Annotated in this window: 9 protein-coding genes and 1 tRNA gene; 7 read left to right on the forward strand and 3 right to left on the reverse strand. The window is 45.2% G+C overall.

Going from position 1 to position 14,926, the window contains the following annotated elements:
* Window positions 1-34 precede the first annotated feature (34 nt).
* The gene (locus BUC01_RS00030; RefSeq protein ID WP_073312345.1) at window positions 35-1,687 is read left to right on the forward strand and encodes a TonB-dependent receptor; all 1,653 of its coding nucleotides are present in this window, start codon (window positions 35-37) and stop codon (window positions 1,685-1,687) included.
* 134 nt (window positions 1,688-1,821) lie between these two features.
* On the forward strand, window positions 1,822-4,179 hold the full coding sequence (topA, locus tag BUC01_RS00035) for a type I DNA topoisomerase (protein ID WP_025831860.1): 2,358 nt from the start codon (window positions 1,822-1,824) through the stop codon (window positions 4,177-4,179).
* Between the two features lie 111 nt (window positions 4,180-4,290).
* On the opposite strand, the gene argS is transcribed toward topA, so the two are convergent.
* Window positions 4,291-6,084: an arginine--tRNA ligase gene (gene argS, locus BUC01_RS00040; RefSeq protein ID WP_073312346.1), complete on the reverse strand. Its 1,794-nt coding sequence runs from the start codon at window positions 6,082-6,084 to the stop codon at window positions 4,291-4,293.
* Between the two features lie 130 nt (window positions 6,085-6,214).
* Window positions 6,215-6,487 carry an HU family DNA-binding protein gene (locus BUC01_RS00045; RefSeq protein ID WP_025831861.1) on the reverse strand — a complete coding sequence of 91 codons (273 nt, stop codon included), beginning with the start codon at window positions 6,485-6,487 and terminating at the stop codon, window positions 6,215-6,217.
* Window positions 6,488-6,703: 216 nt separating this feature from the next.
* Here BUC01_RS00045 and BUC01_RS00050 point away from each other — a divergent pair, with 216 nt between their 5' ends.
* The 5 genes from BUC01_RS00050 (at window position 6,704) to secDF (ending at window position 14,729) form a co-directional block, all read left to right on the forward strand.
* Window positions 6,704-7,438, forward strand: coding sequence for a rhomboid family intramembrane serine protease (locus BUC01_RS00050; RefSeq protein ID WP_034524292.1), 735 nt, complete (start codon window positions 6,704-6,706; stop codon window positions 7,436-7,438).
* Window positions 7,419-8,309, forward strand: a complete 891-nt coding sequence (locus tag BUC01_RS00055; RefSeq protein WP_025831864.1) for a rhomboid family protein — start codon at window positions 7,419-7,421, stop codon at window positions 8,307-8,309. The genes BUC01_RS00050 and BUC01_RS00055 overlap by 20 nt, the downstream gene beginning before the upstream one ends.
* 15 nt (window positions 8,310-8,324) lie before the next feature.
* Window positions 8,325-9,434 (forward strand): endonuclease/exonuclease/phosphatase family protein, encoded by a 1,110-nt coding sequence (locus BUC01_RS00060; protein WP_073312492.1) that lies wholly within the window; start codon window positions 8,325-8,327, stop codon window positions 9,432-9,434.
* 55 nt (window positions 9,435-9,489) lie between these two features.
* Window positions 9,490-11,574 carry a M3 family metallopeptidase gene (locus BUC01_RS00065; protein ID WP_073312347.1) on the forward strand — a complete coding sequence of 695 codons (2,085 nt, stop codon included), beginning with the start codon at window positions 9,490-9,492 and terminating at the stop codon, window positions 11,572-11,574.
* Between the two features lie 149 nt (window positions 11,575-11,723).
* Window positions 11,724-14,729, forward strand: a complete 3,006-nt coding sequence (secDF, locus tag BUC01_RS00070) for a protein translocase subunit SecDF (RefSeq protein ID WP_073312348.1) — start codon at window positions 11,724-11,726, stop codon at window positions 14,727-14,729.
* A 77-nt stretch (window positions 14,730-14,806) separates the two neighbouring features.
* Here the strand turns inward: secDF and BUC01_RS00075 are convergent.
* Window positions 14,807-14,878: transfer RNA gene (locus tag BUC01_RS00075), tRNA-Arg, on the reverse strand.
* Between the last annotated feature and the right edge of the window lie 48 nt (window positions 14,879-14,926).

Below are 14,926 nucleotides of genomic sequence, written 5' to 3' on the forward strand. Positions count from 1 at the left end.
GTAGTAAGTAGTTAGTAGAAAGTAGAATAGCTATATGAAGAAAATACAATGTATATTCGGGACGTTGGCACTCATAGCCTTCCCGACCTGGGTACAAGCCCAAACGCAAGCTAAAGATACTACCCTGAGCCGTACGGTTGTGGTAGAACAAGAATATAACCCGGACATCATGGATGCTTCCAAAGTAAACGTGTTGCCCAAAGTGACACCGCCGACAGTCAGCAAAAAGACTGTAGAATATGACGCCACCCTTGTGCCGGCAGGAAACATCCCTGCAAGCACCATGCAAGCCTATACAGGAGCGGAAAGCCAGGATAAGGCGCAACGCGGATATGCCCGGCTGGGATATGGTAATTACGGTAATCTGGATGCCCGCGCCAATTATCTGTTCGTCCTGCCCAACAGTGACAAACTGAATCTTAATTTCCACATGAACGGCATGGATGGAAAGCTGGACATCCCCGACGCCAAAAAATGGGATGCGCGCTATTATCGTACACACATCGGTATGGACTATGTACATGCTTTCCGGAAAGTGGATTTGAATGTAGCCGGCAACTTCGGAGTAAGCAACTTCAACTTCCTGCCTGAAAGTATAAATAGCAAGCAGAAATTTTTGTCGGGCGACGTACACTTCGGAGTAAAATCGACAAGTGACGAATTACCTCTTCAATTTCATGCCGAAACCAATCTGATGTTCTACGAACGCCAGCACGATTTTCAATACGAGAATGCACAGGAAGCAATGGTACGGACAAAAGCCGGTGCAAGAGGCTCCATCTCCGAAGAACAATTTGTAGGGGTAGACCTGGCAATGGACAATGTGTTCTACAAAAACAACAAATTCAATGATTACACATCAGTGGAACTAAACCCCTATTACCTATATCAGAATGACGACTGGAAAATCCGCCTCGGTGCCCATGTAGACTTTGCTTTCGGATTTGGCAAGAAGTTCCGGGTGGCACCTGACGTAACTGCCCAATACGTCTTCTCCGACAGTTATATACTCTACGCCCAGGCTACAGGCGGACGGCGGGCGAATGATTTCCGCAGACTGGAAATAATTTCCCCTTACGGTCAGACCGAAACACAATTAGATGCTACTTATGAGCAGTTGAATGCGGCCCTCGGTTTCAAGACCAGCCCCGTAACAGGCTTGTGGTTCAACCTCTATGGCGGATATCAAGACCTGAAAAGTGCAATAGCCCCTGTCGGAACTACAGTTATTAATAATTATGTAAGTAGCTACGACTACCTCGATCTGATGCAAGGGAATATGCACAATATATATGCAGGTGCCGAAGTCAGTTACAGTTACAAAGATATTATCTCTTTTTCTGTTTCAGGCATTTATCGTGACTGGAAGACAGCGAAAACAGAGAATAGTAGCGAAGAATGCCTACTTGTCTATATGCCCTCTTTCGAGGCAAATATAAAAGCGGACATCCGCCCCATCCCATCGGTTCTGATTAATTTCGGTTATCAGCACGCCACCCGCGAAAAAGTGGAAGACACACGTGTAGACCCTGTCGGGAATCTATATCTTGGTGGCAGCTACGAAGTCTTTAAAGGCATATCTATTTATGTCCGCACAAACAATTTATTGAACAAAGACTATCAATATTATTGGGGATATCCCACAGAAGGTATCAATTTCATGGGTGGAGTGAGTTTTCGTTTTTAACAAACAGGGAGGCAAAAAAAGTCATTTTTACTAAAAAAGAATATATTCTCCACATATTATAAGGTGGAAACAATTGTTTTTTTCTACTTTTGCGGGCGAATTCAGTGGCAGGAGTCACTATAAAACAGAAATTTATGCCAAAAAACCTTGTCATTGTCGAATCACCGGCAAAAGCAAAAACAATTGAGAAGTTCTTGGGGAAAGATTATAAAGTCCTTTCCAGTTACGGACACATACGCGATTTGAAGAAAAAAGAATTCAGTATTGACGTCGAAAAGAACTTCGAACCGGACTATGAAATTCCGGAAGATAAAAAAGCGCTGGTAAAGACACTGAAATCTGAAGCAAAAGAAGCTGATACCATTTGGTTGGCTTCCGATGAGGACCGCGAGGGAGAAGCCATCGCGTGGCACTTATATGAAGTACTGAAACTGGAACCGGAACACACCAAACGTATCGTATTCCACGAAATTACCAAAACCGCTATTCTGAAAGCTATCGAGCAGCCGCGAAATATCGACACCAACCTCGTCAATGCACAGCAGGCACGCCGTATCCTCGACCGCATTGTAGGTTTCGAGTTATCACCCGTATTATGGAAGAAAGTAAAACCTGCACTCTCCGCCGGACGTGTGCAATCGGTAGCCGTACGCCTCATTGTAGAGCGCGAACGTGAAATACATGCTTTCCAAAGCGAGGCTTCCTATCGGATTACTGCCATATTCCTCGTTCCCGATGCCGACGGCAAACTGGTAGAGATGAAAGCGGAACTTGCACACCGGCTCAAAACTAAAGCGGAAGCCCGGAAATTACTGGACAGTTGCCAGTCGGCCATATTCACCATTGAAGATATTACGACGCGCCCGGTAAAGAAAAGCCCGGCCGCACCGTTCACCACCTCTACCCTGCAACAGGAAGCTGCACGTAAACTCGGTTTCACCGTAGCGCAAACCATGATGGTGGCTCAGCGGCTATATGAATCAGGACGCATCACTTATATGCGTACCGACTCTGTGAATTTGTCAGAATACGCCATCAATGGCAGCAAAGAAGCCATTGCCAATATGATGGGGGATAAATATGTACATCCGCGCCACTTCAGCACTAAAACCAAAGGAGCACAGGAAGCACATGAGGCCATCCGCCCCACCTACATGGAGAATGCACAGATAGAAGGCAGTGCACAGGAAAAGAAACTGTACGACCTGATATGGAAGCGTACCATCGCTTCGCAAATGGCAGATGCCGAACTGGAAAAGACAACCGCAACCATCAGCATCAGCAATGCGTCCGAGACTTTCAGCGCTGCCGGAGAAGTCGTTAAATTCGACGGTTTCCTGCGTGTCTACAGAGAATCTTACGACGATGATGTAGAGCAGGAAGATGAAAGCAACCTGTTGCCTCCACTGAAGAAAGGTCAGAAATTGCAGTACCAGAACATCACTGCCACCGAACGTTTCACGCAACACCCACCCCGCTATACGGAAGCAAGTCTGGTGCGTAAACTGGAAGAACTGGGCATTGGCCGCCCTTCCACTTATGCGCCCACCATTTCTACCATCCAGCAACGCGAGTACGTAGAAAAAGGCGACAAGACCGGAGAGGAACGTTCCTACAACATAATTACGCTGAAAAAGGATAAAATCACAGATGATACCCGCACCGAGATCACCGGAGCCGAAAAAGCGAAGTTGCTGCCTACGGACACAGGTACAGTGGTTACCGACTTCCTGATACAGTACTTCCCCAGCATCATGGATTATAACTTTACGGCAAGCGTAGAAAAGCAGTTCGACGAAATAGCTGAAGGTGAAACGAAATGGACAACTATCATGAAGACGTTCTACAAAACGTTCCATCCGTCCGTAGAGAGCACCCTTGCTGCCAAGAATGCACATAAAACAGGAGAACGTTCATTAGGGAATGATCCCGTCAGCGGCAAGCCTGTTTCGGTAAAAATCGGACGTTTCGGCCCTGTGGTACAGATAGGAAGTGCTGAGGATGAAGAAAAGCCCCGCTTCTCTCCCTTGAAGAAAGGACAATCCATCGAAACAATCACTCTGGAAGAGGCTATGGAACTGTTCAAATTGCCCCGCACCCTCGGCGAGCACGAAGGTAAAACCGTCTCTGTCAATGCAGGACGTTTTGGTCCGTATATCTATTATGGCGGAACCTACACTTCACTCCCCAAAGGCGCAGACCCGATGGAGATTGAACTGGAAGAAGCTTTGGAACTGATAAAAGAAAAAGCGGAAGCGGAAGCCAAGAAGCACCTCAAGAAGTTCGAGGCAGAACCGGAACTGGAAATCATGAACGGAAGATACGGTCCTTACATTGCCTATAAAGGCAGCAATTACAAGATTCCGAAAGATATTGTTCCGGAAGATTTAAGCCTGGACGCTTGCATGGAGATTATCAAACTGCAAAGCGAGAAAGCTGCATCTGCTCCGGCAAAACCGAAGCGCGGAAAGTATGCTAAGAAAAAAGCATAAAACCGATAAGAGTATAAAAACAATCAGCCCCGGAATGACGATGTCTATTCCGGGGCTGATTGTTTTTATATGCGGGCGAATAATTATTCGCCCCTACAAGCATAACGTTTTCTACATTCTGTCCGGCACCTCGATACCCAACAATCCCATACCAAGGCGAACGACTTTCGCCACATTCTCCGACAAAGCAAGGCGGAACACTTTCACGGCCTCATTCTCTTCACGCAGAATGCTGAAATCATGATAGAACTGATTGTATTCCTTCACAAGGTCATAAGTATAATTGGCTATAATAGAGGGGCTATAATCTTCGCCAGCCTGCTTCACAACAGCTGCAAAATCAGCCACCATCTGAATCAGGCCTTCTTCCTTCTCACTCAACTCGATGCCTACAGGAATCTCAGACGGAATGACGATGCCGGCTTCTGCTGCTTTACGCAACACTGATTGAATACGTGCATACGTATATTGAATAAACGGACCTGTATTTCCATTAAAGTCGATTGATTCTTTCGGATTGAACGTCATATTCTTACGTGCATCTACTTTCAAAATGAAGTATTTCAGAGCACCCAATCCTACGATACGGGCGATGTTATCAGCTTCTTCCTGAGTCAGTCCGTCCAGTTTGCCCAGTTCGTTAGAAGTCTCCTTAGCTGTGCTTACCATTTCTTCAATCAAGTCGTCGGCATCTACTACCGTACCTTCGCGGCTCTTCATCTTACCCTCGGGCAATTCCACCATACCATACGAGAAATGCACAAGACTCTTTCCCCACTCAAAGCCGAGTTTATCAAGCAAAATGGAAAGTACCTGAAAGTGGTAGTTCTGCTCGTTTCCTACTACATAAATCATTTTGTCAATAGGATAATCTGCAAAACGAAGCTTAGCCGTACCGATGTCCTGGGTCATATAAACAGAAGTACCGTCAGCACGAAGCAGAAGCTTGTGGTCCAAACCTTCAGGAGTCAGGTCTGCCCATACCGAGCCATCCTCTTTCTTATAAAAGAAGCCTTTTTCAAGACCTTCCACCACCTTTTCCTTACCTTCAAGATAAGTATTTGACTCGTAATATATCTTGTCGAAGCTAACACCCATCTTACGATAAGTTTCATCAAAACCTTCGTACACCCAATTATTCATCTTTGCCCAAAGCGAGCGTACTTCCGGGTCACCGGCTTCCCATTTCACCAGCATCTCGCGAGCTTCATTCATCAAAGGAGAAGCTGCCTCAGCCTCTTCTTTTGTCATGCCTTTTTCCATAAGCCCGGCAACTTCGGCTTTGAAATGTTTATCAAAAGCTACGTAATAGTCGCCTACCAGATGGTCGCCCTTTTTACCGGAAGATTCCGGTGTTTCACCGTTTCCATATTTCAGCCACGCCAGCATGGACTTACAGATATGAATACCCCGGTCGTTCACAATATTCGTCTTTACAACCTTATTGCCATTGGCCATAACAATATTAGCTAAAGCATTACCCAGCAAATTATTACGGACATGTCCCAAGTGAAGCGGCTTGTTGGTGTTAGGTGAAGAATATTCAATCATTACCAACGGAGAATTATCCGTGGCAGCAATAATACCGTACTGTTTGTCAGCATGAATGTTGTTCAGTAATTCTATCCAGGCGGAAGAAGCGATAGTCAGGTTCAGAAAACCTTTGATGACATTGAATGCAGCTACTGAAGGTTCATTGGCTTTCAAGTATTCACCAATCTCTTGTGCAGTCTGTTCCGGTCCCTTCTTCGATATACGCAGGAAAGGAAAAACTACCAGTGTGAGGTGTCCCTCAAATTCTTTTTTGGTTTTTTGCAGTTGCACCTGTGCGACAGGCACATCCTGTCCGTACAGCGCTTTCAGTCCGTTGATGACGGACACTACCAGTTTATCTTCTATATTCATGATTTAAAAGTATTTTCAAGGCGCAAAGATACTATATTTTGGCGAATTACGCGCTGCATCCGTAACGGATAATAAAAAAGGAGACACACGATGCGCCTCCTTCCCTATGTTTTACTCATGAATTAATTCTTTATTCGATAGCCAAAGTCAATTCCGTACCAGGTTTAAATTTAGCCACCTTCTTTGCCGGAATCGTAATTTTTGCTTTCGTCGAGGGATTAATGCCTGTACGCGCCGCTCTTTCCGATACACTGAATGTACCGAAACCAACCAATGAAACTTTTTCACCGGCTTTTAGGGCATTCGTAATTGATGCCATGAAAGCATCCAATGCCTTCTTTGAATCCGCCTTCGTCAAACCGGACTCCGCTGCCATAGCACTGATAAGTTCTGACTTGTTCATAATTTTAAAATTTAATAATTAATATGTTACACAAAAGATATCTGCAATAGTTTATTCACGTACTTCTACAAAAATAGAGCAATATTTCTGAATATCAAATAAAAACATTAAAAAAAGATTGTGTTTTAGCGAAAAAAAAGGAATAGAAAGCCGTTTTTCTGTTATAGAACAGAATTTATTCGTATTTTTGTGACCTATTGATTGAAATAACAAATTATGAATGCTATACCAACAGTTACTAAGAACCTATTAATCATTAATGTACTGGTCTTTCTTGCGACCTTTGTTGCTCAAACTTACAACATAGATTTAGCCCGGTATTTAGGACTTCACTTTTTTCTTTCCGATGATTTCAACGTAGCGCAGCTCATCACATATATGTTCATGCATGGAGGGTTCACACATCTATTCTTCAACATGTTTGCCGTATGGATGTTCGGCCGCATTCTTGAACAAGTATGGGGACCGAAGCGTTTTCTGTCATATTATATGATTTGTGGTATAGGTGCGGGTCTGATCAGTATGTTGGTCACCTACATACGTATCCAGTCAGCAAAAGTAGGAATGACCCCGGAAATGATTGATACCGTATATCGGGAAGGAGCAGGAATATTGCATGACAATATGAACTATACTTATCCGGCTATGGCAAACCTGAACGCACTTCTGAATGGTGTCACCGTAGGAGCTTCGGGAGCTGTATACGCCATCCTGCTGGGTTTCGGAATGTTATTCCCCAACCAGCCGTTGTTCATATTCCCGTTGCCGTTTCCCATCAAAGCGAAGTATTTCGTAATGGGCTACGCACTGATTGAACTGTATGCAGGCTTTGCCAACAATCCGAACGACAACGTAGCGCACTTCGCACATTTGGGTGGTATGATATTTGGGTTTATACTGATAATGTACTGGAGAAAAAAAGACAGAGGAAATGGGTACTATTATAACTGACCTTAAAGAAGCGTTTCGCAGAGGGAATATTTACATCCAGCTGATTTATATCAACGTAGGTGTCTTTGTCATCACTACGTTGACGGAAGTTATTCTGCAATTATTCAACCGCAGCCTTGGCGGCGTATTCGAGTGGCTGGAACTACCGGCTTCACTGACGCGGTTCATCATACAGCCCTGGTCCCTGCTCACCTATATGTTCATGCACGCAGGATTTTTGCATATCCTGTTCAATATGTTATGGCTGTATTGGTTCGGAGCGCTGTTCCTCATGTTCTTCTCGGCAAAACATTTGCGCGGAGTATACATATTGGGAGGTATATGCGGCGGATTGCTGTATATGGCGGCATTTAACATTTTCCCGTATTTCCGTCCGATGGTTGATTATTCACTCATGCTGGGTGCATCCGCTTCCGTACTTGCCATAGTAGCGGCCACGGCCTATCGTGAGCCAAACTATCCGATACGATTGTTCCTTTTCGGCACGATACGGCTGAAATACCTGGCACTTATCGTTATCGGTACGGACTTGCTGTTCATCACATCCAGCAATGCTGGCGGGCATATATCTCATTTGGGGGGTGCGTTGGCAGGTATCTGGTTCGCCGCCGGAATCAGTAAAGGGAGAGATATGACAGCCTGGATCAATAAAATCCTGGATGCCATCGTCTCACTATTCAGCTTCAAGCCCCGCAAGCCTAAAATGAAAGTGCATTACGGAAACAGTCGCCAGCAAGACTATGACTACAACGCCCGCAAAAAGGTGCAATCCGAAGAAATAGACCGCATCCTCGACAAACTGAAGAAATCGGGATATGAAAGTCTGACCACGGAAGAAAAGAAAAGCCTGTTCGATGCGAGCAAACGATAGTATAAGGAAATGGGAATAAAGCATATTGGCAAAGTCGTCGCATATCTGATTTTAGCGGTCAACATCTTCTTCATAGGCTTGTTGCTCCTTACCGCTTACAGCCCGCATATCAAGCCGGTTGCCCATCCTGTTGAGTCCTGCCTCGGATTGACATTTCCTATTTTTCTGGTAATAAACATCTGTTTCCTCATCTTCTGGCTTATCATTCAGAAGTATAAATTCGCGTTATTCCTTCTGGTGGCTCTTCTCTTTTGCTATCCGCAGATGCGCGCTTACTTTCCTCTCAATTTTCATACAAACAAATTGCCGGAAAATAGCTTCAAAGTATTATCATACAACATAATGGGATTTGACGGAGCTGTCAAGAAAGACGGAGAAAACCCTATTCTGAACTATTTGAAAGAAAGTGGAGCAGACATCCTGTGCCTGCAAGAGTACCAAACGGTAGAATCTCCCCGCCACCTCAGCCAAAAGGATGTAGAGAAAGCCCTAAAGGAGTACCCTTACCACAAAATACAGATTGTTGGAAGCGGGAAAGGACATACTAACCGGATAGCCTGCTATTCTAAATTTCCTATCCTTTCGGCACGTAAACTGGATTATGCCAGCGAATACAACGGCTCTGTGGTTTACGAACTGAAAATAGGCGAAGATACCGTAATGCTCATCAACAACCACCTGGAATCCAATAAGCTGACTAAAGAAGATAAAGTAGTATATGAGAGCATGCTCAAAGACCCGGAAACGGAAAAAGTGAAAAGCGGCGCACGCCTGCTTATTCGCAAACTGGCAGAAGCATCTGCCATCCGCGCTCCGCAAGCCGACAGCATTGCACAGGAAATCTCATCGTCACAGCATCCCTACATCATCGTCTGCGGCGATTTCAACGATACGCCTATCTCTTATGCCCATCGGGTGATCAGTAAGGGGTTAAACGATACTTTTACCCAATCGGGCCGCGGCCTGGGTATCTCTTACAATCAGAATAAGTTTTATTTCCGGATTGACAATATCCTGGCAAGCAAAAACCTGAAATCCTATAACTGTACGGTGGACCGCTCGATAAAAGAGTCCGACCACTATCCAATCTGGTGTTACTTGAAGAAGTTGAGAGTGGAGAATTGAGAGTTGAGAGTTTGCAAGTCAATAATTTATAATTAATACTTTATACCTAATACTTATGTTTAAGAAGTGTATTTTTATTTTAGCAACAAGTTGTATGATGTACTCCTGTGCCACACAGACGGAAACCAATCCGTTCCTGACCGAGTTCCAAACTGAACATGGCGTACCGCCTTTCGATAAAATCAAACTGGAACATTACGAACCGGCCTTCCTGAAAGGTATTGAAGAGCAAAACGCGAATATCGATGCCATAGTGAATAACTCCGAAGCGCCGACTTTTGAAAATGTAATTGTTGCCTTTGACAACAGTTCCCCGATACTCGACCGTGTCGGCGCCATTTTTTATAATATGACGGATGCGGAAAAGACGGACGGGCTGAATGAGCTATCTATCAAGCTCGCTCCGACCTTGTCGGAACACAGTGATAACATCTCACTAAACCAAGAGTTGTTCAAGAAAGTAAGCGCCGTATATCAACAGAAAGAATCTTTAGGATTAACCACCGAGCAACAACGTTTGCTGGAGGAGACCTACAAAGATTTCGTTCGTTCCGGTGCAAACTTGTCTCCCGAAAAGCAAGCACGCCTGCGCGAGATTAACAAGCAGTTATCCACATTGGGACTTCAATTCAGCGATAACGTCTTGAATGAGAACAACGCTTTCAAACTCTATATAGATAAGGAAGAAGACCTTGCCGGACTGCCCGAATGGTTCCGCCAAAGCGCAGCCGAAAAAGCTAAAGAAGACGGACAAGAAGGAAAATGGTTGTTCACACTGGGCAATGCCAGCCGCATTCCGTTCCTGCAATACTCCGCCAACCGTCCCTTGCGCGAACAGATGTACAAAGCCTACATCAGCCGCGGCAACAACAACGATAAGAATGACAACAAGAAAATCATAACAGACATCGTCAGCCTGCGCCTTGAGAAAGCACAATTGCTGGGCTTCGATTGCTACTCCAACTTCGTATTGGACAACACGATGGCTAAGAATTCCGCCACCGTTATGGACTTTCTGAACAATCTATGGAATTATTCTCTGCCGAAAGCCAAAGCCGAAGCAGCCGAGTTGCAGAAAATCATGGACAAAGACGGCAAAGGTGAAAAGCTGGAGGCATGGGACTGGTGGTATTACACCGAAAAACTCCGTAAAGAGAAGTACAACCTCGAAGAAGACGAAATCAAGCCTTACTTCAAACTGGAGAATGTGCGTGAAGGTGCTTTTGCCGTTGCCAACAAACTATATGGCATCACGCTGACCAAGCTGGAAGGTATTCCCGTATATCATCCCGATGTAGAAGTTTTCGAAGTGAAAGACGCCGACGGCTCACACCTGGGAGTGTTTTATGTAGATTATTTCCCACGTCCGGGTAAAAGCGGAGGTGCATGGATGAGCAACTATCGCGAACAGCAAGGTGACGTCCGCCCGTTGGTATGCAACGTATGCAGCTTCACCCAACCCGTAGGCGATATACCTTCACTGCTCACCATTGACGAAGTAGAGACTCTATTCCACGAATTCGGCCATGCCCTGCACGGGTTACTAACCAAATGTAACTACAAAGGTATTTCCGGCACGAACGTAGTACGCGATTTCGTAGAATTACCTTCTCAAATCAACGAGCACTGGGCCACTGAACCTGAAGTGCTGAAAATGTATGCCAAACATTACCAGACCGGTGAAACTATCCCCGACAGCCTTATCGAAAAGATTCTGAACCAGAAAACCTTCAACCAAGGCTTTATGACCACCGAACTGCTGGCCGCCGCCATTCTGGATATGAACCTGCACAACCTGACAGACACCAAAGCTCTGGACGTGTTAGCCTACGAAAAAGAAGCCATGAACCAACTGGGACTTATCCCTGAAATCGCTCCGCGCTACCGTACCACCTACTTCAACCACATCATCGGCGGTTATGCCGCAGGCTATTACAGCTACTTGTGGGCAAACGTACTGGACAACGATGCTTTCGAAGCCTTCAAAGAACACGGTATCTTCGATAAAAAGACAGCCGACCTCTTCCGCCACAACGTCCTTGAAAAAGGCAACAGCGAAGACCCGATGACTCTTTACAAGAATTTCCGCGGCACAGAACCGCAACTGGAACCGATGTTAAAAAATCGCGGAATGAAGTAAAAACAATGCTGTACAAAGGTGGTAAATTCTTTGCCGGGTGCAAATATTTGAGTTCCTTTTACTTCCGAATGTGAAAAAAAAACTATATTTGCAGCCTTGTACGCAACAGAAATTAATTAAAAAAGTAATCATAATAAACTAAAAGTAACATGCAAAACAAAGGATTCGTAAGGATTTTTGCAGTATTGCTCACACTGGTGTGTGTGTTCTACCTTTCCTTCTCTTTTGTTACTCGCCATTATAACAATAAGGCAAAAGAGTACGCTAAAGGAGATTTGAAGTTAGAACAAGACTACCTGGATTCTCTGTCAAACGAGAAGGTGTGGTTCGGCAATTGGACACTGAAACAGTGTCGTGAGATGGAAATCAGTTTAGGTTTGGATTTGAAGGGTGGTATGAACGTCATCCTCGAAGTTTCCGTACCCGATGTAATCAAGGCATTGGCGGATAACAAATCCGACGAAGCATTCAACCAAGCATTGGCAAATGCCGCCAAACAGGCTATTACCAGCCAGGATGACGTCATCACCTTGTTTGTGAGAGAGTATCGCAAGATAGCTCCGGATGCACGCCTTTCCGAGCTTTTCGCCACTCAACAATTAAAAGATAAAGTCAACCAGAAGTCTTCTGACGCTGAAGTTGAAAAAGTATTGCGTTCGGAAGTAAAAGCCGCAGTTGATAACTCATACAACGTACTCCGTACCCGTATCGACCGCTTTGGTGTAGTTCAGCCCAACATCCAGAGTCTGGAAGACAAAATGGGTCGTATCATGGTGGAGCTTCCGGGTATCAAGGAACCTGAACGTGTAAGAAAGTTACTACAAGGTTCTGCCAATCTGGAGTTTTGGGAAACATACAATGCAAAGGATGTTGCACCCTATTTGCAAGCCGCTGATAACAAACTGCGCAGCATTTTGGCTAACGAAGTACAGAATGACAGTGTAGCCGTTGACAACACAGCTGCTGCTCCTGTCGTAGCACAAACAACTACCAGCACAGCCGACAGCCTTGCCGCCGCATTGAAAGGCGAAACCAAAGCACAGACTGCCGACCTTGCACAAATCAAGAAAGAACATCCGTTGCTGGCTATCCTGCAAGTTAACGGAGGCGGACAAGGTCCCGTTGTAGCTTATGCCAACTATAAGGATACAGCCGACATCAACAAATATCTGTCTATGAAAGAAATTCAGGCAGAACTCCCGAAAGACCTTCGTCTGAAATGGGGTGTTTCCGCTTACGAATATGATCCGAAAGGACAAACTTTCGAACTTTACGCTATCCGCTCAACCGAACGTAACGGACGCGCTCCACTGGAAGGTGACGTAGTTGTCAGCGCAAAAGACGAATATGACCAGTTTGGTAAACCCGCTGTAAGTATGTCAATGAACACAGACGGTTCACGTCGTTGGGCTCAGTTGACAAAACAGAACATCGGCAAGAGCATCGCTATCGTATTGGATGGTTATGTATATTCTGCACCGAACGTAAACACTGAAATTACCGGCGGTAACTCACAAATCACCGGTCACTTCACTCCCGAACAAGCAAAAGACTTAGCGAACGTGTTAAAATCAGGTAAGATGCCTGCTCCCGCACGTATCGTTCAGGAAGACATCGTAGGTCCGTCTTTGGGACAGGCCTCTATCAACGCCGGTGTATTCTCGTTCGTTGTGGCATTGGTGCTGTTGATGGTTTACATGTGTATCATGTACGGTTTCATCCCGGGTATGGTTGCCAACGGTGCACTGGTACTGAACTTATTCTTTACACTGGGTATCCTTTCGTCCTTCCAGGCGGCACTGACAATGTCCGGTATTGCCGGTATGGTGTTGGCGTTGGGTATGGCTGTGGATGCGAACGTGTTGATTTACGAACGTACAAAAGAAGAGTTGCGTGCAGGCAAGGGTGTGAAGAAAGCTCTCGCCGACGGTTATTCTAATGCGTTCTCAGCTATTTTTGACTCCAACTTAACGTCTATCATCACAGGTATTATCCTGTTCAACTTCGGTACAGGTCCTATCCGCGGTTTCGCCACGACCTTGATTATCGGTATCTTGATTTCGTTCTTTACAGCCGTATTTATGACACGTCTGTTCTACGAGCACTTCATGAGCAAAGACAAGTTGTTGAACCTGACATTCTCTTCAAAGGTTTCTAAAAACCTGATGGCGAACGTACACTTTGACTTCATGGGTGGAAACAAGAAATGGTTGACCATCACAGGTGTTATTCTTGTAATCTGTATCGGTTCACTCTTCGTACGCGGCTTGAGCCAGAGTATCGACTTCACCGGTGGACGTAACTTCAAGGTACAGTTTGAAAATCCTGTAGAACCGGAACAAGTACGCGAATTGATCGCCAGCAAGTTTGGTGATGCCAACGTAAGTGTAATTGCTATCGGTACCGACAAGAAGACAGTACGTATCAGTACCAACTACCGTATCGAAGAAGACGGTAACAACGTTGACTCTGAAATCGAAGCATATTTGTACGAGACTCTGAAACCAGTATTGACACAAAACATCACACTGGAAACATTCATCGACCGCGAAAACCACACAGGTGGTAGTATCGTCAGTTCACAGAAGGTAGGTCCGAGTATCGCTGATGATATCAAGACTTCTGCAATGTGGTCTGTTGTTCTCGCTTTGATTGCTATCGGTCTGTACATCTTGATTCGTTTCCGTAACATCGCATATAGTGTGGGCTCTGTAGCCGCACTGACCAGTGATACATTGATGATTCTCGGTGCCTACTCATTATGCTGGGGATGGATGCCGTTCTCTCTGGAAATCGACCAGACTTTCATCGGTGCTATCCTGACCGCTATCGGTTACTCTATCAATGATAAGGTGGTAATCTTCGACCGTGTGCGTGAGTTCTTCGGTCTGTATCCGAAACGTGACAGAAAGCAGTTGTTCAATGATTCATTGAATACGACTCTGGCACGTACCATCAATACTTCATTGAGTACATTGATCGTGTTGCTGTGTATCTTCATCCTCGGTGGTGACTCTATCCGCAGCTTCGCATTCGCAATGATTCTCGGTGTTGTGATTGGTACACTCTCTTCTCTGTTCGTTGCATCTCCTATCGCATACATGATGCTGAAGAATAAGAAGATTGCTGAACCGGTTGCAGAAACAGCCAAATAAGGAAAATATATAATATAATCCAAACAAAAAGGGGAAGCCGACAGTCGGCTTCCCCTTTTCGTTTTCGCATCTTCCAGTAGTCCCGAGGGGAATCGAACCCCTATCTAAAGTTTAGGAAACTTCTATTCTATCCGTTGAACTACAGGACCAGAATCATTTGCGGTTGCAAAGATAAAGCATTCTCCCGATTTAGCAAG

Source organism: Bacteroides stercorirosoris (assembly GCF_900142015.1).
Classification (GTDB): Bacteria; Bacteroidota; Bacteroidia; order Bacteroidales; family Bacteroidaceae; genus Bacteroides; species Bacteroides stercorirosoris.

Excerpts from the sequence above, each read along its gene's own strand:
- BUC01_RS00030 (WP_073312345.1), top strand. The coding sequence starts at position 35 with ATGAAGAAAATACAATGTATATTCGGGACGTTGGCACTCATAGCCTTC.
- topA (WP_025831860.1), top strand. The coding sequence starts at position 1,822 with ATGCCAAAAAACCTTGTCATTGTCGAATCACCGGCAAAAGCAAAAACA.
- argS (WP_073312346.1), bottom strand. The coding sequence starts at position 6,084 with ATGAATATAGAAGATAAACTGGTAGTGTCCGTCATCAACGGACTGAAA.
- BUC01_RS00045 (WP_025831861.1), bottom strand. The coding sequence starts at position 6,487 with ATGAACAAGTCAGAACTTATCAGTGCTATGGCAGCGGAGTCCGGTTTG.
- BUC01_RS00050 (WP_034524292.1), top strand. The coding sequence starts at position 6,704 with ATGAATGCTATACCAACAGTTACTAAGAACCTATTAATCATTAATGTA.
- BUC01_RS00055 (WP_025831864.1), top strand. The coding sequence starts at position 7,419 with ATGGGTACTATTATAACTGACCTTAAAGAAGCGTTTCGCAGAGGGAAT.
- BUC01_RS00065 (WP_073312347.1), top strand. The coding sequence starts at position 9,490 with ATGTTTAAGAAGTGTATTTTTATTTTAGCAACAAGTTGTATGATGTAC.
- secDF (WP_073312348.1), top strand. The coding sequence starts at position 11,724 with ATGCAAAACAAAGGATTCGTAAGGATTTTTGCAGTATTGCTCACACTG.